Raw genomic sequence first — 26,208 nt, forward strand, 5'->3', positions numbered from 1 at the left:
GGATCCGGCGGTCGGTCATGCGGGTCATCAGTTCGGCGGTCGATTCCCGCGGGTCCGCGAAGATCACCTTCCTCGTCATATAGACGGAGACCGGCCTGGACAGGGCGTCCGCGCCGTCCCTGGCGATCGCTCTGACGATGTCGCGTTCCGACAGCACGCCGACGCAGCGGTCGCCGTCGCAGACGACAAGGGCCCCGATCTTTCTCGCATCCAACGTCCGCGCCGCGTCGGCCACGCTGTCTTTCGGGGCCACGGAGTGCACCGCCCCGCCCTTCGCCTTGAGAATCTCCGCCACCAGCATGCGCTGCTCCTCGACCAGGCGGTCGCGGTCGGACCGCTTCTCTAGAGGGGAGCGTCGCTCACTTCGGCGCGCGAATCAAACGGCGGGCCATACAGCCGCGCCCAGGGTCCGATCAGAATCAGGCCGGCGATGAAGCCGAAGGCGTGCGCCTCCCATGCGATTCCCGCCCCTTCAGCCCCCGGCGCGAAGCCGATCAGGCCGACGAAGGCGTTGAGCCCCATCCAGGCCAGGGCGGCGGACATCACCCGCCCGTCCCGCAGCGGCAGCAACCGCCCCTCCCCTCCGAGCAGTCGCGTGGCCCCGCCGATCAGGCCGAACACGGCGCCGGACGCGCCGACCAGCGGCTGACCGCTCGAGGAATGGATCAGCGCGTAGCCGACCCCGGCCAGCACGCCCGTCACTATATAGAAGGCGAGAAAGGCCCCCACGCCCCGCACGCCGGGCATGAGCCGGGCGACCGCGGCGCCGAAGGTCAGGGCGCCGACGGCGTTCATGGCGACGTGCGCCCAGCCGCCGTGCAGCAGCATGACCGTGATCGCCTGCCACCAGGCGCCGTTCAGCATCTCGGCCGGCCGAAGCGCGTAGCCGAGCCCCTGATCCGGCAGCTGCCGCTGAAACCAGAAGAGCACGGGCATCGACAACGCCAGCAGCAACGCCACCGTCGGCGCGTTGAAGACGCGCTCGCGACGATCGAATCGGTCCGGCTCGGGATGCATGCGGCCTCAAATGGGGTCGCTCCGCCCCGGCCATCAAGCGGTTCTTAAGAGACGTGTCCGACTTTGGCACGGCGATTGCTTAACCATGATCGCTGAAATGTCTGGTGGACGCACCATGAAGACGCCTGTTCCCGCCGCGCTCGCGGCCCTCCTCCTGACCGTGATCGCGGTCCCGCCCGCCGCCGCACAGCAGGCGACCTCGTCCGGCGCGTCCCGGTTCCAGTCCGGATACGGCGACGCGCGCTCGGCCGTGGCGACCCCGGCCACCGGATCCACCCGCGACGCGAACGGCAATCGCCTGATCGTCAACGGCATCATCCAGGCGGGCGCGAGCTCGTACTCATCCTCGTCGGGCGGCGTGGCGCGGTCTTACTCCGGGGCCGGCGGAACGCAGTCTGGGACGCAGGTCGGCGGCTCGACCGCCATCGGCAACCAACTGAACGTCGTGGTGACCGGCAACCGCAACACGGTGATCGTCAACTCCAACCAGACCAACTCCGGCGACGTCTCCGCGGGCACGGTGCTGAACGGGACCCTGAACCTGCCATGAGCCTGATGATCGCCCTGAAGAAAGCGCGGCCGATCGGCGTTCTCGCCGCCGCTTCGACGCTGCTGTCGGCCTGCGCCGTCAGCGGCACGGCAGGCCCGGGCGGCCTTTACGCCCGGCCGATCGGCAATGCGCCGGTCACGGCCAACCCGACCCCCTATTCCACCGCGCTCTACTGCCTCGCGGACTACGCGCGGCGCTACAACCTGCCCTCGCCGCGGATCGCGGTCGGCCGGATCAGCGACTACACCGGCACCATCTCCTCCGACGGGGGACGCCAGATCACCCAAGGCGCGTCCCTGATGGCCACCTCGGCCCTGGCCAAGTCGGGCGCGCGGATCGTGGAGCGCTACGACACCTCGGTCTCCGAGCTGGAACTGCGCTACGCCAACAACCGGCTGATCGGCGACGACAGCACCAACCCGGAAGCCCCCGGCGACACCGAGTTCCGCCGGATCATGGCCGGCCAGGTGCCCGGCTCGGACTTCTACATCGTCGGCGGCATCACCGAGGTGAACTACAACATCCGCTCGGCCGGCGTGGACATCGCCGGCGGCGAGGTCCAGGACAACGGCGGCTCCGGCATCTTCACCGGCCGCGTCTATGTCATGAACGTCGCCCTGGACCTGCGGCTGGTGCAGACCCAGACGCTGGAGGTGGTCGACGTCATCTCCTACCAGAAGCAGATCATCGGCCGGGAGATCTCGGCGGGCGTCTTCGATTTCCTGAACGGCAACGTCTTCGACGTGTCGGCGGGCACGGGCGGGTTCGAGCCGGTGCAGCTGGCGGTGCGGGCGCTTGTCGAGCGTGCGACCCTGGAGATGATGGCCAACCTCTACGGCGCGCCAGGCCCCCAGGTGTGCCTCGACGCCCGGAACGACCCGCTCGGAACCGTGGGCCCCACGGGCGGCTACTACCCGGCCTATGCGAACACGGAAACGAACAATGGCGACACCCGCGCGGATCCGGGTCGCTGGCATGATCGCCGCGACCATGACGTGCGTCGCGGCCGCTACTGAGGCCTTGGCGCAGGACGGCTCGACCGTCCTGAACGGACAGATCAACCTGAACGACAGCGTCGCGAACGTGACGCTGGACGTGGTCGACGCCGATAGCGTCGACGTCGACGTCTCGGCCCAGGGCAATGACGCGACGGCCGCCTTCGTCGGGGTGGACGCGGCGATCGTGTCCGACCAGACGACGGAAGGCGGGTCGCGGGCCACGCTGGAGATGACATTGGGCGGCGACACCGGCGCGGTGGACGCCCGCGTCCAGGCCAGCGGTAACTATCTGGCGGCGACCGCCGAGGCCTCGGCCGTCGACGTCGACGCTCGTCAGACGGTCGGCGCCCCCTCGATGATCGCGCGCGCCCGGCTGGAGGATGACGAGGCGCGGCTGCTGGAGGGCGGGACGATCGCCAGCGCGGCGAACGGCAACGTCGCCGCGCTCGGCGCGACCAGCGGCCGGATCACGGGCGTGATCGACCAGACCTCGGCGGCCGCCTCGGTCGACGCCGGCACGCTGGGGGTGACGCAGTACATCCCCGCCCGCGCAGACTTCACGGCCCAGGCGCTGGGCAACGCGGTGCAGTCGACCGGGACGGGCGCCTCGAGCGCGAACCTGGAGGTGCGCCAGACCTCCAGCGGCGCCCTCGTGACCGCCGCGACCAGCGCCAACGCCGGCAACGCCTGGGACCTCGCGGGCCGCGCGCGCGCCGCCGCGAACCAGACCGTGATCCACAACGCGGGCGGCTCGGTGGTCAGCCGCATCGACCAGACCAGCCAGTCCGCCGTGGCCGCCGCCTCGCTCGTCACCGCCTACGACTACGGGCGCGCGGAGGCCGCCGCAGAGGCGGCCGGCAATGCGGTCGAGGTGGGCAACAACGACCGTTACGTCGAGATCGACAACACCCAGTTCAACGGCGGGGTGATCACGGCGGACGCCACCTTCGCCGGGGCTTACGGCTATGACGCGTACGTCGGGGCCAACGCCTCGGGCAACGTCGTGGTCGGCTATGCGTGCGCCGAGTGCGAGGCCACCCTGGTCGCGACCAATACGCAGACCAACGCCGCCGCCGTGACCGCCACCGCGAACGTGCAGGTCGGCGGGGCCGGGCGGACGACCGTCGCCGGCGCGAACGCCGTGGGCAACCGCGCCACCTTCTACGTCACCGGCTCAGGGAACTGAGGCGGCTCGGCTCCCCTTGATGAAGTCGACGATCACATCGGCGAGGCCGTCCGACAGCGGCGCGTCGGTCAGCCGATAGGTGGCCGCGTTCGCCGCCCGGTCCGCCGGCGCATCGCGCAGGACGTGGTTCATGCCGGGGATCATCACGGGCTCCAGCCCCCTGGCGGCCGCCAGGCGTTCGGCGTCGGCCGCCGTAACCTGGATGTCGGTCTCGCCCTGCACCACCAGGACCGGGCCGCCGTAGCGGCCCAGCTCCTCCGCGGGGTCGTGGCTGAACAGGCTCGTGAAGTAGGTGTTCAGAACCGGGTTGAAGAGCGCGGCGACACCCGGATGCACGCCGGTCAGATCCGGCGTCTGGCCGGCCTCCAGGGCGGCGATGATCGCATCGACCTGGCTCATGATCGGCGCGTTGGCGGGGTTGGCCGTCAGCTGTTCGCGGAGCAACGTCTGCAGCGGCCGTCCCGGCGCCGACACCAGCACCAGCCCGCAGGCGTTGGGGTCCGTCTGAACCGCGAGGGTCCCGACCAGCCCGCCCTCGCTGTGGCCCAGCACCCAGGCGCAGGGCGCGCCCGTCAGCCGCCGCGCCTCGGCGGTCCAGGCGCGGACATCCTCGGCGTAGTCGGTCATGCGCACCGCATTGGGATCGACCGCCGCCGCCGCGCTGGCGAACATCCCTCGCTTGTCGATGCGGATGGAGCCGATCCCGCGTGCGGCGAGCGCCTCGGCGAGCCTCTGATAGGCCCCGCCCGCGACGCCCAACGGACTGTTGCCGTTGCGATCGGTCGGGCCGGAGCCCGGGATGATCACCACCACCGGCCCGTCCTGCGACGGCGCGATGTAGGACCCGCCCAGCCGTCCCGAAGGGCCTGAAACCTCCACATCCTGAGACGTCTGCGCCGCGGCGGCGGCGGCCGTGACGCCGAGAACCAAACCGGCGGCGATCGCAGCGAACCTGTTCATTGTCGTCCCTCCCTTCGCTGGTCGGAGCATAGCCGCCCGACGCATGCCGAAGATGAAGTTTTCGTCATTTGGCGACCCCGCCGCCCTCTGCCATGTAAAGCATCCTTGCCTTCAGGGGGTTTTCCGATGATCCGCGTTCGCCGTCTTCTGCTCGTCTGCGCCTCGAGCGTGGCCCTCTTGGGGGCCGCCGGCCTGCCCGCCTTCGCCCAGGTGGCGCCGTCCGATCCCTGGCCCCAGGCCTCCAGCGACGTGCCCGTCGATACGGCGGTGCGCTTCGGCACCCTGGAGAACGGCATGCGCTACGCGATCCTGCGCAACGCGACCCCGCCCGGCCAGGCGTCCCTGCGGCTGCGGATCGATGCGGGTTCGCTGATGGAGAACGAGGACCAGCTGGGCCTCGCCCACTTCATGGAGCACATGGCCTTCAACGGGACGACCAACATCCCGGAGAACGACCTGCTGCGCATTCTGGAACGGCTCGGTCTGGCGTTCGGCGCCGACACCAACGCCGCGACCGGGTTCGACCAGACCTTCTACATGCTGGAGCTGCCGCGCACGAACGACGAGACGGTCGACACCGCCCTGCGCATCATGCGCGAACAGGTGTCCGAGGCCCTGATGGCGCCCGACGCCATCGACGAGGAGCGCGGCGTCATCGTCGGCGAGGAGCGCACCCGCAACACGCCGCAGCTGCGATCGCTGAAGGCGCAGCTGGCGCTGCTGGCCCCGGGCCAGCGTATCGCCAACCGCCTGCCGATCGGCGACCTGGAGGTCATCCGCACCGCGCCCCGCGAACGCTTCGTCGCCTTCTACGACGCCTACTACCGGCCCTCGCGCGCCACCATGATCGCGGTCGGCGACTTCGACGTCGACGTCATGGAGCAGAAGATCCGCGACGCCTTCGCCAGTTGGGAGCCGCGCGGCCCCGACGGGCCCGAGCCGGACCTCGGCGAAGTCGCGGACCGCGAACCCGAGACTCGCATCCTGGTCGAGCCGGGCGTGCAGTCCAACGTGCAGATCAACTTCACCCGCGATCCCGACCTGGACCCCGACAGCATCGCCGAGCGGCGCGAGAACACCGTCGTCGGCCTGGGCCTGGCGGTGCTGAACCGTCGCCTCGGCGAGCTGGCGCGGGCGGACGATCCGCCGTTCATCGGGGCCGGCGCCTCGGTCGACACCCTGGTGGACAGCCTGGACCTGACCAGCGTCTCGGCCGCCTTCAATCCGGGCGGGCTCAAGCGCGCGCTGGAGACCATCGAGCAGGAGACGCGTCGCCTCGCCGAGTTCGGCGTCACCGCCCAGGAGCTTCAGCGCGAGATCACCGACCGCCGCACGGCGCTGGAGAACGCGGTCAACGCCGCGGCGACCCGCACCACGCCCGCCCTGGCGTCCGGCCTGCTGAACGCCACCAACGCCGACGCCGTCTTCACCAGCCCGCAGACGAACCTCGACCTGTTCAACACGACGGTCGAGAGCCTCACGCCCGAGGCGGTCAACGCGGCCGTCGCCCAGGCCTTCCAGGGCGAAGGCCCGCTGGTCCTGGTCGTCACGCCCGAGCCCATCGAGGGCGGCGAGGCGGCGGTCACCGGCTGGCTCGAAGCCTCCCGCGCCCAACCCGTGACGGCGCGCGCCGAGGAGGCCGCGCTGGAATGGCCTTACGCGGAGTTCGGGGCGTCGACCGCGCCGAGCGACCAGCGCGTGATCGGCGAGATCGAGACGACGGTGGTCACCTTCCCGAACGGCGTGCGCCTGACGGTCAAGCCGACCGACTTCCGCGAGGAGCAGATCCTGGTCAGCGTCCGCACCGGCATCGGCGAGCTCGGTCTGCCGACCGATCGGCCGACGGCGCAGTTGCTGGCTCCCCTGACCTTCACCCAGGGCGGCCTCGGCGAGTTGACCCTGGACCAGCTCAACCGCGTTCTGTCCGGGCGCATCTACAGCGTCGGCTTCGGGATCGAGGGCGACGCCTACCGCCTGAGCGGCGCCACCCGTCCCCAGGACCTGGAGCTGCAGATGGAGGTGCTCGCCGCCTATCTAACCGACCCCGGCGTGCGCCCGGCCCCGTTCGAGCAGATCAAGGCGCTGTTTCCGCAGATCGTCGCCCAACAGTCGGCGACGCCGGGCGGGGCTTTCGGCCTGCAGGCGCCGGGTCTTCTGGCGTCGGGCGACGCCCGTCAGGGCTTCCCGTCCGCGGAGGCCGTGGCCGGCTTCACCAACGATCAGCTCAAGGCCGACGTCACGGCGGGCCTGGCCCAGGGCCCCATCGAGATCGTCATGGTCGGCGACGTCACGGTCGAGGACGCGGTGGCCGCCACCGCCTCGACCTTCGGCGCCCTGCCCCCGCGTTCGGCCCGTCCGGCCCCCGCGCCGGGCGCCGAGGTGCTGCGCTTCCCCGCCGGCACGCCCGAGCCGGTCCGTCTGACCCACACCGGGCCGGCGGAGCAGGCGCTGGGCTACATCGCCTGGCCCACGACGGACGCCATCGCGGACGCCACCGAGGCCCGCCAGATCGCGGTCCTGGCCGCGATCCTCGAGCTGCGCATCACCGACCGCATCCGTGAGGAGCTGGCCATCGCCTACTCCCCCAATGCGGGCTCCTCCTCGTCGGACGTCTATCGCGGCTATGGCTCGATCTTCGCCTCGGCTCAGACGACGCCGGAGAATCAGTCGGTGTTCTTCACCGAGATGGACGCGATCGCGGCCTCCCTGCGCGATACGCCGGTCGACGAGGACGAGCTGACCCGTGCGCGCGCACCGATGATCGAGCGCCTGCGCCGTGCCCAGGCCGGCAACGAGTATTGGCTGAGCCAGCTCAGCGACGCGGCCGGGGACGCGAATGCGGTGGCCGACATCGTCGGTCACGTCGCCGACCTGGAAGCCGTCACCGCGGCCGATATCCAGGCGCTGGCGCAACGCTATCTGGTCGCGGACCGCGCCTGGCGCGCCTCGGTCGTCTCGGCCGGCGCGACCGAGTAAGGCGGACGCAAAAAGCCCCGCTCCGGATGGCCGGAGCGGGGCAGTCTGTCAGGAGTCGACGGAGACTCGACCCACCGGAACCCTAGGCCCGGGGGCCTGACGCCACGCTGAACGGCCGGTTCAGAACACCCGTCCGCCGACGCCGCCGTCCAGCGTGATCGAGGAGCCGACCACGACGGCACCGGCCTCGTGAACCACCTCCTCGCGGTATTCGGTGTAGGTCTCTTCGCGGTACATCGTCAGAATCTTCACCCCCGCCCCATAGCGGCGCAGCAGCGAGCGTTCATTGCAGTCCCGCTCGGCGCGCTGGACGCGGCACTGGATCATGCCGCCGCGCCCGTGCCACAGGGCCTCGCCCTTCTGGCACAGCAGGGTCTCGCCGCCGTCGAAGCGGATGTCGCCCTCGTAGTCGGCGATGGTGATCTGCAGCCGGGTTCCGGCGATGCAGCGATAAAGCTCGCCCTCGTAGTCCTCATAGACATCGCGATCCGGCCGCACCTGTGACGCCGGGTGCGGAACGTTGCGGTCGTCGATGCAGAAGGCCTGAATCACGACCCGCTTGGAGACGCGGCGCGTCATTGAATAGGGCACGCGGATCGTGCGCGCCACCGAGGCCGCCTCCACGTTCAGGCCCTGAATGACCGTCGGATACGGCTGATCGACGCTGAAGTGGGCGTAGCCGCCGCCACGGCCGAAACCACCGGCGGAGGCGCCCGCGCGGGCGTTCAGATAGCTCCGCGCGCTGGCCGACGCGTTCGCGCCGGCGTTGACGTTGACGTTGATGTTCACATCCCCGCCGCAGCACGGGGGCGGCGGAGGCGTCTCGCAGCACGGGGGCGGCGGCGGAGGCGGCGGGGGCGGAGGCGGCTCGCAGCACGGCGGGGGCGGGGGCTCGCAGCCTGTGCCGCACTGGGCGGAAGCCTTGTCGGCTGAAGCCGTCAGGGCGAAGAAGGCGATCGCCGCCGGCAGCCAGATGTTGATCCGCAACCGCATGGGCCGGGCTCCTGTCGAGACACGCGCCGCCCGACATGCAAGGTCCGGGCCGCTTATCCGGCCATGGGACCAGCAAACCCTTGCGTTTCCGTTGCCTAAACCGGCGTCAGGTCGCGCGCGTAGCGCTTCCAGTTCTGAACATAGTGCTCGGCCGACATTCGCAGTACGGCTTCGTCGGCAGGGTCGCGCTCGCGCACGACCCTGCCCGGCGCGCCGACCACCAGGCTGTTGTCCGGGATCACCTTGCCCTCGGTGATCAGCGCCTTGGCCCCGATGATGCAGTTCCGGCCGATCCTCACGCCGTTCAGGACCACCGCGCCGATGCCGATCAGGCTGTGGTCGCCGACCTCACAGCCGTGCAGCATCGCCTGATGGCCCACCGTGACGCCGCGGCCCAGCGTCAGCGGGGAGCCGGGATCGGTGTGCAGCACCGCCCCGTCCTGGACGTTGGTGTCCTCGCCGAGCGTGATCGGCTCGTTGTCGCCGCGCAGCACCGCGCCGAACCAGACGCTGGCGCCCGGCTTCAGAATCACGTCTCCTAAGACGAATGCATTCGGCGCGATCCAGTATTCCCCTTCCGGCGGGAGCTGGGGTTGCTTGTCGCCAAGTCGCAGAATCGTCATGTGCGGCGCTTCTCTTCTGAACAAATGCAGGCTTTAAGCATTCAGAAACCACGTTAGCATCAAGGTGTCAGCACGATTCGAGAACCGGATGCGGGTCTCGTTTCTGAAGCCGGTCCATCCCGGTCCGGCCTGGCCAAGGAGGACGTGGATTGTCGCGTTCGGTAAGGCCGCGGGTTCGCCCGCATGAAGTCGGCCTGTCTCCCGATCCCGGCGGTCCCGTCGCATCCGAAGGCGTCTTCTCCTCCCCAACCACGTCGCTCGCAGGCGAGTCCGTTCCGGACTCGCCTTTTTTAATGCCCTGGAGGCGTTCATGACCAAGCGTTCAGCCCTCAAGCGTCAGGCCCGCGAGGCGGTCTTCGATCCCCATCAGTTCTCGGACGACGCCAAGGTGCGGCGGCTGCCGACCCATGCGGGCTGGTCTCCCTACCCCTCCAACGACGAACGCGACCAGGGCTACCTCAAGACCCTGAAGCCCAAGTCCGAGGGGCAGGCCGCGCTTCTGAACGCCATCGACGCGCACAACCTGGTCATGGCCCTGGGCCCGGCGGGTACCGGCAAGACCTACCTCGCCGTCGCCAAGGCCGTGGAGGCCCTGGAGGCGGGCAAGGTCGGCCGCATCGTGCTCAGCCGTCCCGCCGTCGAGGCGGGCGAGTCCATCGGCTTCCTGCCCGGCGACATGGAGGACAAGCTCGCGCCCTATCTGCGTCCCCTCTACGACGCCCTGTCGGACCGGCTCAGCATGAAGCGGGTCAAGGCGCTGATGGCCGAGGGCCTGATCGAGATCGCTCCCATCGGCTACATGCGGGGTCGCACGCTGAACAACGCCTTCGTGGTCGTCGACGAGGCCCAGAACTGCACCTACGTGCAGCTCAAGATGCTGCTCACGCGACTGGGCTGGCACTCGACCATGGTGGTCACGGGCGACCCGCATCAGTCCGACCTGCTGCCCGGTGTTTCGGGGCTGGCCGACATCTCCGAGAAACTGAAGCTGGTGCCGGAGATCGCGGTGGTCCAGCTGGCCGAGCGCGACATCGTCCGTCACCCGCTGGTCGCCTCGATGATCGGCGTTCTGTAGGATCCTTGATCGCGGCGGATCAGGCCGTCGCCGGATTTCCGGCGGCGGCCTTGTCTTGCGCGGAGGGCGGTTCGGGTTTGGCCCCCATCCGGTCGATCAGCTTGAACACGAACGGATTGAGCGTGATCGACAGAAGCGCTGCGGCCAGCACCAGGTCGTGGGTCTCGCGGCTCATGGCGCCCAGATAGACCGACAGCGCCGCCAGGATGAACGAGAACTCGCCAATCTGGGCCAGGCTCGCGCCCACCGTCAGGCTGGCGGCCCGATCCAGCCGGAAGGCGGAGGTGATGGCCAGCGCCGCGAGCGTCTTGCCCACGACCACGATGAACAGGACACCCAGCACCGCCAGCGGCTCTCGCCACAGGATGGTCGGGTCGAACAACATGCCCACCGAGACGAAGAACAGCACGGCGAAGGCGTCCCGCAGCGGCAGCGATCGCTCCGCCGCGTTGTGGCCCAGGGGTGTGCCGTTCAGCACCAGCCCCGCCACGAAGGCGCCGAGCGCGAACGAGGCGCCGAAGACGCCGTAGGCGATCCAGGCGATCCCCAGCGCGATGGCCAGCACGCCGAGCGTGAACAGCTCGCGTGAGCGGGTGTGGGCGATCCTGACCAGAAGCCACGGCAGGACCCGGCCCCCGACGATCAGCATCAGGCCGACGAAGGCGGCGACCTTGACCAGGGTCCAGCCGATATTGGCGCCGAGCGCGCCAGGGCTGAGAGGCTCGCCGGCGGAGGACACCAGGAGCGGCAGCATCACCAGCGCTACGACGATGACCAGGTCCTCCACGATCAGCCAACCGACCGCGACCTTGCCGATCTCGCCCTTGACCTGCCCGCGCTCCTCCAGCGCGCGCAGCAACACCACCGTCGAGGCGACGGACAGGGAAAAGCCGAGCAGCAGGGACTCGACGTCGCCCAGACCCAGCATGAAGCGTCCGAGCGCCCACCCCATGACGGTCGCCGCCGCGATCTGCACCAAAGCCCCGGGCACCGCGACCTTTCGGACCCGCATCAGGTCCCGTGGCGAGAAATGCAGCCCCACCCCGAACATCAGCAGGATGACGCCGATCTCCGCCAGCTGAGGCGCCAGCTCGGTGTCCGCGACATATCCGGGGGTGAACGGGCCGACCACGACCCCGGCGACCAGATAGCCGACGAGCGGCGACAGCTTCAGCCGATTGGCCAGCATCCCGAACACGAAAGCGAGCACGAAGCCCGCGACGAGAGTCAGGATCAGGCTGTCGGCATGCGGCATCGGCGCTCCGTTCGGGGCAGAGGGTGAATCCTTGCGGCGGGAAGCCTCGATATGGCTTCGCTGGCGCTCAGATCAATGTCCGGCGTCAGACGCTGCGCGCGAAGGCCTCCAACTCCTCGGGCGTATTCAGGGCCAGGCTTTCGGCGTCCTGCGCGATACGCTTGGCCATGCCGGTCAGGACCTTGCCCGAGCCGATCTCGACGAAGCGGGTGACACCACCCCCTCCCGCACTTTCCGGGCCCGCCATCCACTCCATGCTCTCGCGCCAGCGCACTCGGCCGGTGACCTGCTCGACCAGCAGTCGGCGGATCGCTTCCGGGTCCTGCTCGGGCCGCGCCGTGACGTTGGCGATCACCGGCACGACCGGCGCCGAGATCGTCGTCGCCGCCAGGGCCTGGGCCATCTCGTCGGCCGCCGGCTGCATCAGCGGACAGTGGAACGGGGCTGACACGTTCAGCGGGATGGCCCGGGCGCCGAGCGCCTTGGCTTCCTCGATCGCGCGGTCCACCGCCGCCTTCTCGCCGGAGATGACGACGTTGCCCTTGTTGTTGTCGTTGGCGACGACGCAGACGCCGACCTCGGCGCCCGCCCGCGCCGCGGCCTCGGCCAGGGCCAGGTCGGTCTTGGGCCCGATCAGGGACGCCATCGCGCCCTTGCCGACCGGCACGGCCCGCTGCATCGCCTGCCCGCGCAGCTTCAAGAGGCGCGCGGTGTCCGACAGGCTGATCGCGCCCACGGCCGCGAGCGCCGAATACTCACCCAGCGAATGCCCGGCGACGAAGGCCGCATTCGTCACATCGACGCCGAACTCCGCCTTCAGCGACCGGATCGCGGCGACCGACACGGCCATCAGGGCCGGCTGAGCGTTCTCGGTCAGGGTCAGCTTATCCTCCGGCCCTTCGCGCATCAGGTCGAACAGCTTCTGCCCCAGCGCCTCGTCCACCTCTGCGAACACCTCCCTGGCGCTGGCGAAGGCGTCGGCGAGCGCCACGCCCATGCCGACCGACTGGCTGCCCTGGCCGGGGAAGAGAAGCGCGAGCGTCATAAGGCGTTGGTCCTGTCCGTGAATCCTGCGCGGACCGGTAGGCGATGCGCCCATCTGGAGCAAGCGATGGCGCGGCGGGCGCCCTCCGGTCTAGGTTGCCTCGAACAGCCGGAGCGACGTGATGATCTACATCGTGCAGAACCTGTGGCCGATCGCGCTGGCGACGCTGGCCGGCCTCGCCGTCGGCGCCCTGCATCACCGGCTGACCGGGCGTTTGACCTCGGCCCCCGTGGCCGGCCGGCCCGAGCTGATCGCGATCACCGCGCTGTGCGAGTTCTGGCTGGCCTGCATCCTGGCCGGCGCCCTGATCCTGGCCCCGCCCGAGGCGCCCGAGTGGGTCATGGCCATGGCCACGCCGGTGGTGATCTGGATCGGCTTCGTCGCGCCCGCGATCGTCGTCACCCACGCTTACCGCCGGGTTCCGCTGAGGACCGCCGGCTGGGACGCGGCCCACTGGCTGGTGGTCATGAGCGTCCAGGCCCTGGTCATGACCCTGGTCGGCCTGACCCCGCCGCCGGGTGTCGCCTGAACCGATTTCGCGCCGGCGAGTTTCGGCCTAGCTTGATCAGGCTTGCAGGGAGGGCCGAAGGATGCGCTGGCAGGGCGGACGTCGCGGGGGCGGCATCGAGGATCGGCGGGGCGCGGGCGGGGCGGTCGCCGGCGGCGGGATCGGCGTGATGGTGCTGGCCGCGATCGGCTATTTCGTCTTCGGCATCGATCCGCAGACCACAACCCAGCTGGCCAGCCAGTTCGGAGCCCAGGGTCAGGTCGAAGGCGAGCGCGGCACGCCCGAGGATGAGGCGGGTCAGTTCGTCGATGTCATCGGCACGAATCTGAACGACGTCTGGGCCCAGGCCCTGCCCGGCTACACGCCGCCGAACACGGTGCTGTACACGCAGGGGACATCCACCGGCTGCGGCTTCGGCCAGGCGGCGATGGGCCCCTTCTACTGTCCGGCGGACCGGAGCGTCTATCTGGACCTGTCCTTCTGGTCCCAGTTGGAGGCGCTCGGCGGATCGAGCGGCGAGTTCGCCCGCGCCTATGTCATCGCCCACGAGTACGGACACCACGTCCAAACCCTGACGGGCGCCTCCGATCGCGTGCGCCAGGCGCGGCAGCGCGCCTCAGGCCAGGCGCAGGCCAACCGCTATTCCGTCGCGCTGGAGCTTCAGGCCGACTGCTACGCCGGGGTCTGGGCCGCCAACGCCGCGCGCGTGTCAAACGGGCAGGTGGCGCTCGAGGCCGGCGATCTCCAAGCCGGGCTGCAGACGGCCTCCGCCATCGGCGACGACGCGCTCCAGGGCCGCAGCGGCCGCGTCTCCCCCGAGAGCTTCACCCACGGCTCGTCCGAACAGCGCATGACCTGGTTGCGGCGCGGCTACGAGGCGGGCCATCCCTCGGCATGCGACACCTTCCAGGGGCTCTGACCGCCGATCTTGTTGCGCCGCACACGGTCGGTCATGGTGGCGGGATGATCGCCGTTCAGCCCGCGTCCGCCGCCATCGCCTCAGCGCTCAGCGCCGCGCGCCGCGTGGTGCTGAAGGTCGGCTCCGCCCTCGTGGCCGGCGGCCGTCTCGAAGACCTGGGAGCCGAGATCGCCCGGCTGCGCGCCGAGGGCGTGCAGGTGATCGTGGTGTCGTCCGGCGCCATCGCGCTCGGGCGGGCGCGGTTGGGCCTGCCCCGCGAAACGACGCTGGACCGCAAGCAGGCCGCCGCCGCCGTCGGCCAGTCGCTGCTGATGCAGGCCTGGGAGGCCGCGCTTCGGCCCCACGGCCTGACGCCAGCCCAGGTGCTGTTGACCCGCGAGGACACCGAGCGCCGCCGCCGCTGGCTGAACGGCCGCGCGACGCTTGATGCGGTTCTGGAGCTCGGCGCCGTCCCCATCGTCAACGAGAACGACACCGTCGCCACCGAGGAGATCCGTTACGGCGACAACGACCGGCTGGGCGCGCGCACGGCCCAACTGGCGCGCGCGGATCTGCTGGTCCTGCTGTCCGACGTGGACGGGCTCTACACCGCCGATCCCCGTCGCGATCCGTCCGCGCGCAGGCTGGCCCGGGTCGACAGCCTGACGCCCGAAATCCTGGCTATGGCGGGCGAGGCCAACGCCGCCGACGGCGTCGGGTCGGGCGGCATGCGCACCAAGCTGGAGGCCGCGCGCATCGCCCGCGCCGCCGGCTGCGCCACCCTGATTCTGGACGGACGGGTCGCGGCGCCCCTGACCACCGCGGCGGCGATAGGCGCCGGCACCCTGATCACGGCGCCGGACACGCCGCTTCAGGCCTATAAGGCATGGATCGCCGGCAGCGTCTCGCCGGCGGGCGCCCTGTGGCTGGACGCGGGCGCGGGCGAAGCCCTCAAGGCAGGCAGGAGCCTGCTGCCCGCCGGCCTCGCCCGGGTCGACGGTCAGTTCGACAAGGGCGAGAGCGTCGCCCTGCTGGACCCGGCCGGGGTCCGCCTGGGCGTCGGCGTCGCCGCCTACGCCGCCGACGAACTCCGTCGACTGGCGGGCCGCAGGACCGGGGAGATCGAGGCGATCCTCGGCTATCGAGGCCCCGGCGTCGCCGTCCATCGCGACGACATGGTGCTGGAGGCGCGCGCGTGAGCGACCTTGAGGCGCACATGGTCGCCATGGGCCGGGCCGCCCGCGCCGCCGCCCGGCCCCTGGCCGAAGCCCCGGCCGATCAGCGCACCCTGGCCATTCGCGAGGCGGCCGTGGCGCTGCGCCGTCGCGTCGACGTTGTGCTGGCCGCCAACGCCGAGGACGTCTTGGCCGCCGAGGGCCGAGGCGCGCCCGCCAACATGGTCGACCGGCTGAGGCTCGATCCCACCCGCATCGCCGCCATCGCCGGCGCCATGGAAGCCGTCGCCGCCCAGAACGACCCGCTGGGCGCGGAGACCGCCCGCTGGTCGCCGCCGAACGGCCTGGACATCGCGCGGGTCAGCGTCCCGCTGGGCGTTCTGGCGATCATCTTCGAGAGCCGCCCGAACGTGGCGGCCGACGCCGCCGTCATCTGCCTGCGCTCGGGCAACGCGGCGATCCTGCGGGCGGGCTCCGACAGCCTGAACAGCGCGCTCGCCATCCACGCGGCGGTCGCCGAGGGCCTGCGGGCCGCCGGCCTGCCCGAGACCGCCGTCCAGATGGTCGCCACCCCCGACCGGGATGCGGTCGGCCACATCCTCGGCGGCCTGGACGGCGCGATCGACCTGATCATCCCGCGCGGGGGCCGCAGCCTGGTCGAGCGGGTGCAGAAGGAGGCGCGCGCCCCGGTGCTGGGCCACTTGGAGGGGGTCTGTCACACCTATCTGCACGCCTCCGCCGACCTGGAGATGGCGCGCAAGGTGGTGCTGAACGCCAAGATGCGACGGACCTCGATCTGCGGGGCGACCGAGACCCTGCTCGTGGATCGGGCCGGGGCGGAGCGCCTGTTGCCGCCGGTCGCCGGGGACCTGATCGCCGCGGGTTGCGAGCTGCGGGGCGACGTCGCCGCCCGGGCGCTGGTTCCGACCATGACGGAGGCGAACGAAGCCGACTGGTCCGCCGAGTATCTGGCCCCCGTCCTGGCGGTGCGCGTCGTCGACGGCGTCGATCAGGCGGTCGAGCACATCGTCCGCCACGGCTCCGGCCACACCGAGGCGATCGTGGCCGAGGACGCCGCCGCCGCCGCCCGCTTCCTGAACCGCGTCGACAGCGCCATCGTCATGTGGAACGCCTCGACCCAGTTCGCGGACGGGGGCGAGTTCGGCTTCGGCGCCGAGATCGGCATCTCGACCTCGCGCCTGCACGCCCGCGGCCCGGTCGGCGCGGCCCAGCTGGTCAGCTACAAATACGTGGTGCGCGGCCGGGGCCACGTCCGGCCCTGAACGTCAGCCGATCTCCCTGGAGCGTCGGATCGCGGCCTCCACGGCCGCCGCCGCCAGATCGGACACGCCGCCTGAAGCCATCGCGTCCAATCCCGCGCGCGTCACGCCGCCGGGCGACGCCACCCGGTCGATCAGGGCCTCCAGCGGCTCGCCCGTCTCCGCCGTGGCGGCGGCCGACCTCAGGGCCCCCCGCGCCAGCTTGAGCGACGCGTCCAGCGACAGCCCCTTCGCCGCGCCCGCTTCGGCCAGCGCCAGGACGAACGCCTGCACGAAGGCCGGGGCGCAGCCGGACACCGCCGTCGCCGCATGCAGGTCCGCCTCATCCGCCAGTTCGACCAGATCGGCGATCGGGGCGAAGAGGGCGCGCCCGACCGCCGCCGCGTTCGCGTCGTCCGTCCAAAGCGCCGCGACGCCCCGCGCCTGCGCCACGGCCGTGGTCGGCATCAGCCGGACGACCGCGCGACCGCCGCTTCCCTCCGACGTGGCCGCCACCGATACGCCGGCCATCACGCTGACCATCACAGCGTCGGGGGCCAGATGGGGAAGCAGCGGGGCCAGCGCCGCCCGCCAGATCGCCGGCTTCACAGCGATGACGACCGCGCCGGCCGACGCCAGCTGATCCAGGGGTGGATTGACCCGACCCCCGCTCGCCCGCGCCATCTCGGACGCGGGCTTCGGCGACGGGGTGAGCACGATCAGGCGCTCGGGCGGAACCGCGCCGGTCTTGAGCCAGCCCTCAAGGATCGCCGAACCCAGCCGACCGCAGCCGACGAGGACGACGTCGCGCCCGCTCACGCCGAGCCGACGGTCTCGAACATGCAGGCGTCCAGCGCGTCCTGGGGCCGTTTGGCCCCCCGCACCAGGAAGTCGAAGGCCGGATAGAACCGGTCCGCCGCCTGCACCGCCGCGTCGATCATGGTGGCCGCCTGGGCCAGCGTCGGCCGCTCGCCGAGCGGCAGGGCCAGGGAGTGGCGATAGACGATCTCGCCGTCCTCACTCATCACCTCGAAATGGCCGAGCCAGTTCCGCTGGTTGACCAGAGACACCAGCTCGTAGGCGGCGGCGCGGCGCGACTTCTTGGCCCGCAGGTCCAGCGCGCAGCTGACCTGGAGGCAGTCGCCCTCCGGCCGCCAGGCGAACCAGAGCTCATAGTCCTTCCAGTCTCCGGCGAGCGCGAACGCCAGGTCCCCGTCGTTGTTGCGGTCGAACGGCAGGTTCTCGGCCGTCAGGACATGCTCCACCACATCCAGGGGATCGAACGGAACATCGACCTCGTCGGGTCTCAGAGCATCCATGAAAGCCTCAATGGCCGCGACTCACGGCCTCTGGGGGAACGGTAGGCGTGTTCGCGGATTCGGCTCAACCGGCTGCGTCCTGCGGGGGAGTCTGGCCTGTGGACGTTCCCTTCTGGGGCTTCTTCACCGCCTTCAGCGTCGCCAGTTCCGCGCGCAGCGCCGCGACCTCGGCCCGCAGCGCGTCGAACTCGTCGCGCCGCACCAGATCCAGCTCGGCGACCATGCGATCCGCCTGGGCGCGCCAGGCGGCCTTCGCCTCCTCGCCGGCGGCCTGGGCGAGGCCCATGGCGCCGGTGGTCAGCTTGGCGAACTCGTCGAGGAAGGGGTTCCTGGTCTGCATGGCGTCTCGATGGCTCCGGCCCCGACGCGGGTCGCGTCAGGCTCAGGCGAACATGGTGAATGAAAGCCTAACGGTCGATGCCCCCGTTCGTCGCGCGCCGCAAGCGAAGCGGGCGAAAACGACAGGCGACGCGGGCCCGGCGGCTTGCTAAACGCCCGGTCAAAGCGACGCTCGTGCTGGAGGTCCCGTGCCGTTTCCCGAGTTCGATCCCGTTCTCATCCAGATCGGCCCCTTCCCCCTGCGCTGGTACGCGCTGGCCTATGTCGCGGGCATCGGCCTGGGATGGTGGTACGCCGCCCGGCTGATCAAGACGCCGGGCGTTTGGCCCGCCGGAAAGCCGCCGATCACCACGACCCAACTCGACGATCTGGTGCTCTGGATCGCCGTCGGCATCATCGCCGGCGGCCGGTTGGGCTACGCGCTGTTCTACAAGCCGTCGCTGTTCCTGCAGATCTTCGGCGGCCAGTCCTGGGGCGAACGGCTGGAGATCCTGCAGGTCTGGACCGGCGGCATGTCCTTCCACGGCGGCTTCATCGGCGTGGCGCTGGCGGTCCTGTGGTTCGCGCGACGGAACGACGTGCGACTGCTGTCGATCGCCGACCTCGTCGCGCCGGTGGTGCCGCTGGGCCTGTTCTTCGGGCGGCTGGCCAACTTCATCAACGGCGAGCTGTGGGGCCGCGTCACGGACGTGCCCTGGGCGATCCGCTTCTGCAACGAGCGCATCCTTCAGACCTATGAGTTCTGCCCGGCCGGCAACGAGCCCCGCCACCCGAGCCAGCTTTATGAGGCCGGTCTGGAGGGTCTTCTGCTGTTCGTGCTGCTGTGGTTCGCCGTGTGGCGGCTGAAGCTGTTCTCCAAGCCCGGCTTCGTCACCGGCATCTTCCTTCTGGGCTACGGCCTCAGCCGGGCGCTGCTGGAGACCGTTCGGGAGCCGGACCTGCACATGCCCGAAGCGCTGAGAGGCGTGATCACCATGGGCATGCTGCTGTCGATCCCGATGATCATCGCCGGCGCCTGGCTGATCCACCGCGCGCGGAGCCGGCCGCCCGTCTCCGAATGAGCCTGAAGGCGAGACTGGCGCGCGAGATCGCCCTTACGGGGCCGATGACGGTGGCGGACTACGTCACCCGCTGCCTGCACGATCCGGCCGACGGCTACTACGCCACCCGGCCTGAGCTCGGCGCGCGCGGCGACTTCATCACCGCGCCCCTGGTCAGCCAGATGTTCGGCGAGCTGATCGGCCTGTGGATGATCGAGACCTGGCGTCGCCTGGGCGCGCCGGACCGGTTCCGGCTGGTCGAGGTGGGCCCCGGCGACGGAACCCTGATGCTGGACCTGCTGCGAGCGGCGCATGTGGCGCCCGACTTCCTCCAGGCCGCCGACCTCGTTCTGATCGAACCCAGCCGCCCGCTGCGCGAGGCGCAGGCGCGACAGCTCGCCGAGAGCGCGCTGGAGCCTCGCTGGGTCGCCTCTGTCGCCGCCCTGCCCGCCGACGCGCCGATCCTGCTGGTCGCCAACGAGGTGCTGGACTGCCTGCCCGCCCGCCAATTCGTCCGCACCGAAGGCGGCTGGGCGGAGCGCCGCGTGGGGGTGACCGAGGACGGGGAACTGACGTTCGGCCTGTCGGCGCTCACCGGCGGCCTGATCGAGACCACGGCCGAGGTGGGCGTGGGTCAGGTGCTTGAGGTGTCCGAGCAGCAGGCCGCCTTCGGCCGCGACCTGGGCGACCTGATCCGACGGTCGGGCGGCGCGGCCCTGCTCATCGACTACGGCCGAGCCCGCCCCGAAGCGGGCGACACGCTGCAGGCCCTGCAGCGACACCGAAAGGTCGATCCCCTGGCGGAGCCCGGCGCCTGCGACCTGACGCAGTGCGCCGACTTCCCCACGGTGCTCGAAGCCGCCGTGCGGGCGGGCGCGGACGTGACGGGGTGCCTCGCCCAGGGCGAGTTCCTTAAGCGCCTAGGGATCGAAACCCGGACCTATCGGTTGAAGGCGTCGCGGCCCGAGGCGGCGCCCGTCATCGATCGCCAGCTCTCGCGGCTCGTCGCGCCGGATCAGATGGGCGAGCTGTTCAAGGCGTGCGCGATCTTCTCGCCCCGCAGTCTGGACCTGCCCGCCTTCAACGCATGACCGACCTCGCCCCCATCACCCACCCGCTTCTCGACCGCGCGGGCGTGCGCCACGGCTTCTTCACCCGCCAGGGCGGCGTGTCACAGGGCCTCTACGCCGGGCTGAACGTCGGCGTCGGCTCTCGGGACGATCCGGCCGCGGTCGCGGAGAACCGCCGCCGTGTCGCCGCGTGGTTCGGGCGTCAGGCTGACGACCTGGCCACCTGCTACCAGGTGCATTCCGCCATCGTCAGGGTCGCAGAGGGCCCCTGGCGCGGGGACCGGCCGGAGGGCGACGCGGTGGCGACCACCACGCCCGGCGTGATCTGCGGCGTCCTGACGGCGGATTGCGCTCCGGTCCTGATCTGCGACCCCGAGGGTCCGTTCGTCGCCGCGGTGCACGCCGGCTGGAAGGGGGCGCTTCACGACGTGACTCACAGCGCGGTTCAGGCGCTTGAGGCGCTGGGGGCCCAGGCCTCGCGCATGGTCGCTGTCGTCGGCCCCTGCATCGGCCCGGAAAGCTATGAGGTCGGCGCCGACTTCATGGACCAGTTCGCCCACCACGATCCCGGCTCGGAACGGTTCTTCCGTCCCGGCGCCGCTGATGACAAACGGCTGTTCGACCTGCCCGGCTTCGTGCTGTGGCGACTGGAGCAGGCGGGCGTCGGCGAGGCGGCCTGGACCGGACACGACACCTGCCCGGACGAGACGCGCTTCTATTCGAACCGGCGCGCGTACCGGCGCGGCGAGCCGGATTTCGGCCGCCTCATGAGCGCGATCTCGATTTCCTGATCCTTCTCCCCTCGTGGGAGAAGGTGGGCGCCGGAGGCGCTCGGATGAGGGGGCGGGTTCAGCGAGCAAACCTTCGGACAATGAGCGGGCGGATACATCCCCCTCATCCGTCATGCTCCGCATGCCACCTTCTCCCACGAGGGGAGAAGGATGCGATCACCCCACCATCGCCAGTTCCGGCGTACGCACGACGTCGCGCCAGGCGCGGGGCGCGTCCAGAAGCGCGCGCACCAGCTTGTTGTTCAGGGCGTGACCCGCCTTGACGCCTTCGTAGCGGCCGATCAGCGGCGCGCCGAGCACATACAGGTCGCCGATGGCGTCCAGCGCCTTGTGCCGCACGAACTCCCGCTCCATGCGCAGGCCGCCCGGGTTCAGGATCTCGTCGCCGTCGATCACGACCGCGTTCTCCAGGCTGCCGCCGCGCGCGAGCCCGGCCTGACGCAGCGCCTCGACCTCGTGGGCGAAGCCGAAGGTGCGCGCGGACATGATCTCGCTGCGGAACGTCGGCTCGTCAACGACGAAGTCGACCACCTGGCGGCCGATCACCGGCGTCGGAAACTCGATCTCGAACCGCATCTCGTAGCGGTCGCAGGGCAGCAGGACGGCCGACTTGTCGCCTTCCTCGACCCGGATCGGCTCCAGGATCTCGATGTAGCGGACCGGCGCCTCCTGGCGACGGAAGCCGGACCGGTCCAGCAGGCGCACGAACGGCAGGGCCGATCCGTCGAGGATGGGCAGCTCGGGCCCGTCGACCTCGATGACCGCGTTCGAAACGCCCAGCGCGCAAAGCGCGGCCATGAGGTGCTCGATCGTGGACAGCTGAACCCCGTCGGCGTTCTGGATCATGGTGTTGAGGCGCGCCTCGACCACCGCCTCGCCGGACACCGGAATGCGGTTGTCACGGTCGCGGATGTCCGTGCGGACGAAGACGATGCCGGTGTTGACGGGCGCCGGACGGACGACCAAACGCACCCGCCGCCCGGTGTGGACGCCCACGCCGGCGCAGATCGCCGGCGCGACGACGGTCTTCTCCAGATGCTCGCTCGACGGCTGCGGCACGCGTGAAACTCTCGACTTTGCGACCCCGGCTCGCGCGCGAGGTCCGCCCCGTCGTCGAGGTAAACGACCCCTTTCCAGCGATAAATGAAACTCCCGTTTCGGATTGTTTCGCGCTGCGAAACCGGCGCCGATACGGCCTGGCCTACGGCCAAACGAAAACGGCCCGGGCGAGCCCGGGCCGTTGGAGCTTCAGGCTCTGGAAGGCGTCAGTTGGCCAGGCGCCTCAGGAAAGAAGGAATCTCCAGGTCGTCGTCCTCGGCCTCGGGCGCCGCGTCATAGACCGGCTGCGCCGCCGCGCCGCCCCGGGCGACCGGCGCGCTGGCGCGCGGCGGCTGGGCGGGCTGGGGCGCATAGGTCGGCTGGGCGGCCTGCGGCTGACGGCGGCCACGTCCGAACAGGCTCCAGCCGCTCTTCCTGTGGTCGCGATCGTCGGCCTCATAGGCCGGCTCCTGGGCGGCGGGACGATCGAAGTAGAGGTCGCCCTGCTCCTCCTCCTGCGGCGCACGAGCGGCGGGCTTCACCTCGCCGGCCTCGAACGCCTCGACCCAGGGATCGACGATCGGTTCGAGCGCACGGGGCGCGGGCTCGGCGGCGTGGATCACCGGCTCGGGGCGGATTTCCGGCTCCGGCGAGCGGAGTGGCTCGGGCTGGCGGCTGAAGGTCGGGACGATCGGCTCCGGGGCGCGGACCGGCGCTTGCGGCGGCGCCGACTGAGCCGGCTGGCGCAGCGGGGCCGTTGAACGCGAGACCGGCGGCTCGACCGCCACGGTCTCGCCCTGGTCCATTCCGGTGGCGACCACGGACACCCGGATCTTGCCTTCCAGGGCGGGATCGAAGGCGGCGCCGAAGATGATGTTGGCGTCCCCGTCCACTTCCGCACTGATCGCGTTGGCGGCCTCGTCGACCTCCAGCAGGGTCATGTCCAGGCCGCCGGTGATGTTCACCAGGACCGCCTTGGCGCCCTTCAGGCTGGTTTCGTCCAGCAGCGGGTTGGCGATGGCGTTCTGGGCCGCCAGCAGGGCGCGGTCCTCGCCCGAGGCCTCGCCCGTGCCCATCATGGCCTTGCCCATCTCGGACATGACGGCGCGGACGTCGGCGAAGTCGAGATTGATCAGACCGGGCAGGATCATCAGGTCGGTGATCGAGCGCACGCCCGAGTGCAGCACCTGGTCGGCCATGCCGAAGGCGTCGGCGAAGGTCGTGCGTTCGTTGGCGACGCGGAACAGGTTCTGGTTCGGAATGACGATCAGGGTGTCGACGTAGCGCTGCAGCTCGGCGATGCCGGCGTCGGCCAGGCGCATGCGGTGACGCCCCTCGAAGGTGAAGGGCTTGGTCACGACGCCGACCGTCAGGATGCCGCGATCGCGCGCGCACTTGGCGATGATCGGCGCGGCGCCCGTGCCGGTGCCGCCGCCCATGCCGGCGGTGATGAAGACCATGTGCGCGCCTTCCAGGTGCGCGTGAATCTCGTCGGCGGACTCCTCGGCGGCGTTCATGCCGACCTCGGGGTGGGCGCCCGCGCCGAGCCCTTGTGTGATCGTCTCGCCCAGCTGAATGCGACGGTCGGTCTTGGCGAACGACAGGTGCTGCGCGTCCGTGTTGGCGACGACGAACTCCACGCCCTCCAGCCCGGCGTCGATCATGTTGTTGACGGCGTTGCCGCCGGCCCCGCCGACGCCGAACACGACGATCCGGGGCTTCAGTTCCGTGGTTTGCGGACGCACCAGCGAAAGAGACATTCTAGATTTCCGACCTTGCCGACCTGCCCGGAAACCCCACCGTGTCGCCCCGTCGAATCACGATGGTTATGGGCCTGTTAAGGAAAACGCGACATGCGTTAACGCGAGGTTACGCACTAGGCCGAGTCGCAGTGCTGGTAAGGGGAAAATGAACCTTGGCCGGACGTTCGGCGCAGAAAAAAGGGCGGCCCCGCAGGACCGCCCCCAATTCATGAATGCGACGGCCTATCAGCCCATGCCGCAGTCCGTCTCCAGGAACTCCTCCACCGAGGTCAGCACGGCGGCGAAGTTCGCCGGCGTCCAGGTGTTGATGGTGTGCTCCATGTCCGGAAGGATGGTCAGACGCACCTGCTTGCCCGCCCGACGCATCGCCGCGGCCATGGTCTCGGACTCGGACGGCAGGACGCGCGTGTCCCGGTCGCCCGTATAGAGGTAGAGCGGGATCGAGATTTCATTCACGCGCACCAGCGGGTCCTCGCCGTCGGCGGTCGGATGCTGGAACTCGCGCAGGTAGCGGCTGTTGTAGGTGCCCTTCTTGAACAGGGCGATCGTGGCCGGGCCGGCGCCGGCGGCGGCGCAGCGGTACAGGCCGTTGGGGCGAACGGCGGCCATCATCGAGGCGTAGCCGCCGTACGAGTAGCCGTGCATGGCCACCCGGGCCGGATCGGCGATCCCCTGCTCGATCAGGTAGCGGACGCCGTCATCGTTGTCGTCCTGCATCTTGCGACCCCACTCGCGGTCGCCGGCGCGCCACAGGCGTTGACCCCAGCCCAGCGAGCCGCGGAACTGCGGCTGGAGCACCGCGTAGCCGCGCGAAGCGTAGTACTGGGTCCAGCCGCTGACGTCCCAGTCGAGATTGTCGCGCGCCCATGGACCGCCGTGCGGCGTCACGATCGTGGGATAGGGACCGGGTCCGTAGATGTCGGGGTTGGGCTTGGTGATGAACGCGGGGATCATCAGACCGTCGCGCGCCTCGTACTGGATCAGCTCGGTGGGGCCGAAATCGACCTCGGCGAGCTCGGGATAGGCCCGGCCCAGCAGCGCGAGCCGGCCGTCGATCAGCACCCAGTATTCGGGTGGCGTCTGCGGGCCGGACCGCCGCACGACCAGCTTGGACCGATCGTCCGAAGCCGCGATGATCGAAATGTCCGCACCGTCGCCGACGCTGAACCGGGTGCGTTCACCGGTCTCGATGTCCACCCAGCTGACCGGCGTCGTCTGAATCCGCAGCGCTTCGCGAAGCTGGTTATAGCCGTCCCTCAGCACGGGGTCGGTATAGTAGGTGCGTCCACGCTCGCCCTGATAGGTGAAGCCCACCACCTCGCCGAAATCGGCCGGGGCGGTCGAGCGGATCACGCCCTCCGCGTCGAACAGCGGATGGGCGAAGGCGATCTCGCCCATCTGGCGAGCGCGGATGTCGTACTCGTAAATCGCCGACCGGTCCCGCCCCTCGACGCTCTGGACGAAGATGATGTTGGGGTCGTTGCTGAAGCCCGCCACCTCGATCGGCTGCCGGTCGCGCGCGTACCAGCGGAAGTGCTCCGACCATTCGCCGGTGTCCGGGTGTTTCAGCTCAATCGCGATGTAGGCGGCGCCGCCGTCGAAGTCGAACTCCTGACGGGCCCGGATTTCGCCGTTCAGGTCGGCCTGCTCGCCGGAATAGCGGCTGGAGCCGCGATCGATGCGCTGGGCGCGTCCGTTGTAGAGGTTGAGGCGATAAAGGTCCCCGCGCAGCGGATCGCGCACGATCACGTTCTGCTCGTCTTGCGGCAGCGAGCTGACCAGGCCGCCGATGCCGACAAAGGCCTGCTGGCGCTCGTTCAGGCCGTCGAACTCCAGCGACACCCGGACGGGATTGCCTTCGAGGTCCAGAACCTGGGTGCGGCTCGCGAAAGTCCGCTCCTGGGCGCCCGAGAACGGGTTGAAGTCGATGAGCTGCTGAGTGGTGACGAATATGCGGTCGTTCTTGATGAAGCTGGCGGCCACGACCTCGGCCCGCTCGTCATCGGAGCCGATCAGGAAGGGCGGCGCGCTCAAGTCGGCGACGCGCCAGATGGCGACGGCCCGCGTGCGGCCGTCCGGCGATATCACGGCGACAATGTGTCGCCCGTCCGGCGAAACGTCGACGGACGCGATAGCCTGTTCTCGGGCGAATGCGGTCGCGGGCGGCGGCGTCGGCTGCGCCGTCTGCGCGGTCGCGACCCCCACCGGGGCCATCGACAACACCACCGCACCAACCGCGATGGACAAAAGATTTCGGGCCTTCATGGCTTTAGACGCTCCTCCGACTGGACACCCGGCGCCAGTCATGCGCGGCGAGCCGACCGCGTCAA

The 26,208-nt window shown here is 70.3% G+C and carries 25 protein-coding genes (1 of these 25 running past the window's edge); 12 read left to right on the top strand and 13 right to left on the bottom strand.

Translation table 11 applies throughout. The features are described 5' to 3' along the window. Nucleotides 1-301: the 5' portion of a CBS domain-containing protein gene (locus ACFFGE_RS05700; RefSeq protein ID WP_376835235.1), read on the bottom strand. It extends 128 nt beyond the left edge of the window; only the first 301 of its 429 coding nucleotides appear in the window; it begins with the start codon at nucleotides 299-301; the stop codon falls past the left edge of the window. Nucleotides 302-342: 41 nt separating this feature from the next. Further along, nucleotides 343-1,017, bottom strand: coding sequence for a rhomboid family intramembrane serine protease (locus ACFFGE_RS05705; RefSeq protein WP_376835237.1), 675 nt, complete (start codon nucleotides 1,015-1,017; stop codon nucleotides 343-345). A gap of 115 nt (nucleotides 1,018-1,132) precedes the next feature. Between ACFFGE_RS05705 and hfaA the strand changes: the two genes are divergently transcribed. Genes hfaA through hfaD form a run of 3 tightly spaced genes read left to right on the top strand, consistent with a single transcriptional unit; the run spans nucleotide 1,133 to nucleotide 3,751 of the window. Then, nucleotides 1,133-1,567 carry a holdfast anchoring protein HfaA gene (gene hfaA, locus ACFFGE_RS05710; RefSeq protein WP_376835239.1) on the top strand — a complete coding sequence of 145 codons (435 nt, stop codon included), beginning with the start codon at nucleotides 1,133-1,135 and terminating at the stop codon, nucleotides 1,565-1,567. Between the two features lie 5 nt (nucleotides 1,568-1,572). Beyond that, a complete protein-coding gene (gene hfaB / locus ACFFGE_RS05715) occupies nucleotides 1,573-2,583 on the top strand; it encodes a holdfast anchoring protein HfaB (protein WP_376835570.1) in 1,011 nt (336 codons plus the stop codon). Then, nucleotides 2,543-3,751 (top strand): holdfast anchor protein HfaD, encoded by a 1,209-nt coding sequence (gene hfaD / locus ACFFGE_RS05720; RefSeq protein WP_376835241.1) that lies wholly within the window; start codon nucleotides 2,543-2,545, stop codon nucleotides 3,749-3,751. Before hfaB ends, hfaD begins: the two co-directional genes overlap by 41 nt. Here hfaD and ACFFGE_RS05725 read toward each other — a convergent pair. Beyond that, on the bottom strand, nucleotides 3,740-4,711 hold the full coding sequence (locus ACFFGE_RS05725) for an alpha/beta hydrolase (protein WP_376835243.1): 972 nt from the start codon (nucleotides 4,709-4,711) through the stop codon (nucleotides 3,740-3,742). The two genes, hfaD and ACFFGE_RS05725, sit on opposite strands and share 12 nt — an antisense overlap. A 126-nt stretch (nucleotides 4,712-4,837) precedes the next feature. On the opposite strand from ACFFGE_RS05725, the gene ACFFGE_RS05730 reads away from it, so the two are divergent. Next, nucleotides 4,838-7,687: a M16 family metallopeptidase gene (locus ACFFGE_RS05730; RefSeq protein ID WP_376835245.1), complete on the top strand. Its 2,850-nt coding sequence runs from the start codon at nucleotides 4,838-4,840 to the stop codon at nucleotides 7,685-7,687. A 120-nt stretch (nucleotides 7,688-7,807) separates the two neighbouring features. Here ACFFGE_RS05730 and ACFFGE_RS05735 read toward each other — a convergent pair whose 3' ends face one another. Beyond that, nucleotides 7,808-8,680, bottom strand: coding sequence for a hypothetical protein (locus tag ACFFGE_RS05735; protein ID WP_376835247.1), 873 nt, complete (start codon nucleotides 8,678-8,680; stop codon nucleotides 7,808-7,810). A 95-nt stretch (nucleotides 8,681-8,775) separates the two neighbouring features. After that, nucleotides 8,776-9,303, bottom strand: coding sequence for a gamma carbonic anhydrase family protein (locus ACFFGE_RS05740; protein ID WP_376835249.1), 528 nt, complete (start codon nucleotides 9,301-9,303; stop codon nucleotides 8,776-8,778). Between the two features lie 298 nt (nucleotides 9,304-9,601). Here ACFFGE_RS05740 and ACFFGE_RS05745 point away from each other — a divergent pair, with 298 nt between their 5' ends. Continuing rightward, nucleotides 9,602-10,378 carry a PhoH family protein gene (locus ACFFGE_RS05745; protein WP_376835572.1) on the top strand — a complete coding sequence of 259 codons (777 nt, stop codon included), beginning with the start codon at nucleotides 9,602-9,604 and terminating at the stop codon, nucleotides 10,376-10,378. A 19-nt stretch (nucleotides 10,379-10,397) separates the two neighbouring features. Here ACFFGE_RS05745 and ACFFGE_RS05750 read toward each other — a convergent pair whose 3' ends face one another. Beyond that, on the bottom strand, nucleotides 10,398-11,633 hold the full coding sequence (locus ACFFGE_RS05750) for a cation:proton antiporter domain-containing protein (protein ID WP_376835251.1): 1,236 nt from the start codon (nucleotides 11,631-11,633) through the stop codon (nucleotides 10,398-10,400). A gap of 85 nt (nucleotides 11,634-11,718) precedes the next feature. Continuing rightward, nucleotides 11,719-12,678, bottom strand: coding sequence for an ACP S-malonyltransferase (fabD, locus tag ACFFGE_RS05755; RefSeq protein ID WP_376835254.1), 960 nt, complete (start codon nucleotides 12,676-12,678; stop codon nucleotides 11,719-11,721). A gap of 121 nt (nucleotides 12,679-12,799) precedes the next feature. Here fabD and ACFFGE_RS05760 point away from each other — a divergent pair, with 121 nt between their 5' ends. The 4 genes from ACFFGE_RS05760 (at nucleotide 12,800) to ACFFGE_RS05775 (ending at nucleotide 16,542) form a co-directional block, all read left to right on the top strand. Next, on the top strand, nucleotides 12,800-13,207 hold the full coding sequence (locus ACFFGE_RS05760; RefSeq protein WP_376835256.1) for a DUF1761 domain-containing protein: 408 nt from the start codon (nucleotides 12,800-12,802) through the stop codon (nucleotides 13,205-13,207). Nucleotides 13,208-13,268: 61 nt separating this feature from the next. Then, on the top strand, nucleotides 13,269-14,105 hold the full coding sequence (ypfJ, locus tag ACFFGE_RS05765) for a KPN_02809 family neutral zinc metallopeptidase (protein ID WP_376835258.1): 837 nt from the start codon (nucleotides 13,269-13,271) through the stop codon (nucleotides 14,103-14,105). A gap of 44 nt (nucleotides 14,106-14,149) precedes the next feature. Further along, nucleotides 14,150-15,283: a glutamate 5-kinase gene (gene proB, locus ACFFGE_RS05770; protein WP_376835260.1), complete on the top strand. Its 1,134-nt coding sequence runs from the start codon at nucleotides 14,150-14,152 to the stop codon at nucleotides 15,281-15,283. Between the two features lie 17 nt (nucleotides 15,284-15,300). Next, nucleotides 15,301-16,542, top strand: coding sequence for a glutamate-5-semialdehyde dehydrogenase (locus tag ACFFGE_RS05775; protein WP_376835574.1), 1,242 nt, complete (start codon nucleotides 15,301-15,303; stop codon nucleotides 16,540-16,542). Between the two features lie 3 nt (nucleotides 16,543-16,545). Here ACFFGE_RS05775 and ACFFGE_RS05780 read toward each other — a convergent pair whose 3' ends face one another. The 3 genes from ACFFGE_RS05780 to ACFFGE_RS05790 all read right to left on the bottom strand — a co-directional run bounded on the left by ACFFGE_RS05780 (nucleotide 16,546) and on the right by ACFFGE_RS05790 (nucleotide 18,177). Continuing rightward, nucleotides 16,546-17,337 carry a pyrroline-5-carboxylate reductase family protein gene (locus ACFFGE_RS05780; protein ID WP_376835262.1) on the bottom strand — a complete coding sequence of 264 codons (792 nt, stop codon included), beginning with the start codon at nucleotides 17,335-17,337 and terminating at the stop codon, nucleotides 16,546-16,548. Then, nucleotides 17,334-17,837 carry a type III secretion system chaperone family protein gene (locus ACFFGE_RS05785; protein ID WP_376835264.1) on the bottom strand — a complete coding sequence of 168 codons (504 nt, stop codon included), beginning with the start codon at nucleotides 17,835-17,837 and terminating at the stop codon, nucleotides 17,334-17,336. The genes ACFFGE_RS05780 and ACFFGE_RS05785 overlap by 4 nt, the downstream gene beginning before the upstream one ends. A gap of 64 nt (nucleotides 17,838-17,901) precedes the next feature. Further along, nucleotides 17,902-18,177 (bottom strand): accessory factor UbiK family protein, encoded by a 276-nt coding sequence (locus ACFFGE_RS05790; RefSeq protein ID WP_376835266.1) that lies wholly within the window; start codon nucleotides 18,175-18,177, stop codon nucleotides 17,902-17,904. 187 nt (nucleotides 18,178-18,364) lie between these two features. On the opposite strand from ACFFGE_RS05790, the gene lgt reads away from it, so the two are divergent. From lgt to pgeF, 3 genes are read left to right on the top strand one after another with little or no spacing between them, the layout of a single operon-like run. After that, on the top strand, nucleotides 18,365-19,237 hold the full coding sequence (gene lgt / locus ACFFGE_RS05795; protein ID WP_376835268.1) for a prolipoprotein diacylglyceryl transferase: 873 nt from the start codon (nucleotides 18,365-18,367) through the stop codon (nucleotides 19,235-19,237). Continuing rightward, the gene (locus ACFFGE_RS05800; protein ID WP_376835270.1) at nucleotides 19,234-20,307 is read left to right on the top strand and encodes a class I SAM-dependent methyltransferase; all 1,074 of its coding nucleotides are present in this window, start codon (nucleotides 19,234-19,236) and stop codon (nucleotides 20,305-20,307) included. The genes lgt and ACFFGE_RS05800 overlap by 4 nt, the downstream gene beginning before the upstream one ends. Then, nucleotides 20,304-21,077 (top strand): peptidoglycan editing factor PgeF, encoded by a 774-nt coding sequence (gene pgeF / locus ACFFGE_RS05805; protein ID WP_376835272.1) that lies wholly within the window; start codon nucleotides 20,304-20,306, stop codon nucleotides 21,075-21,077. Before ACFFGE_RS05800 ends, pgeF begins: the two co-directional genes overlap by 4 nt. 156 nt (nucleotides 21,078-21,233) lie before the next feature. Here pgeF and lpxC read toward each other — a convergent pair whose 3' ends face one another. The 3 genes from lpxC to ACFFGE_RS05820 all read right to left on the bottom strand — a co-directional run bounded on the left by lpxC (nucleotide 21,234) and on the right by ACFFGE_RS05820 (nucleotide 26,143). Next, nucleotides 21,234-22,136, bottom strand: a complete 903-nt coding sequence (gene lpxC, locus ACFFGE_RS05810) for a UDP-3-O-acyl-N-acetylglucosamine deacetylase (protein WP_376835274.1) — start codon at nucleotides 22,134-22,136, stop codon at nucleotides 21,234-21,236. A gap of 206 nt (nucleotides 22,137-22,342) precedes the next feature. Continuing rightward, on the bottom strand, nucleotides 22,343-23,875 hold the full coding sequence (ftsZ, locus tag ACFFGE_RS05815; RefSeq protein WP_376835276.1) for a cell division protein FtsZ: 1,533 nt from the start codon (nucleotides 23,873-23,875) through the stop codon (nucleotides 22,343-22,345). 228 nt (nucleotides 23,876-24,103) lie between these two features. Next, a complete protein-coding gene (locus tag ACFFGE_RS05820) occupies nucleotides 24,104-26,143 on the bottom strand; it encodes an alpha/beta hydrolase family protein (RefSeq protein WP_376835278.1) in 2,040 nt (679 codons plus the stop codon). Nucleotides 26,144-26,208: the final 65 nt, after the last annotated feature.

This window comes from Brevundimonas balnearis (genome assembly GCF_042434805.1).
In the GTDB taxonomy this organism is placed as follows: domain Bacteria; phylum Pseudomonadota; class Alphaproteobacteria; order Caulobacterales; family Caulobacteraceae; genus Brevundimonas; species Brevundimonas balnearis.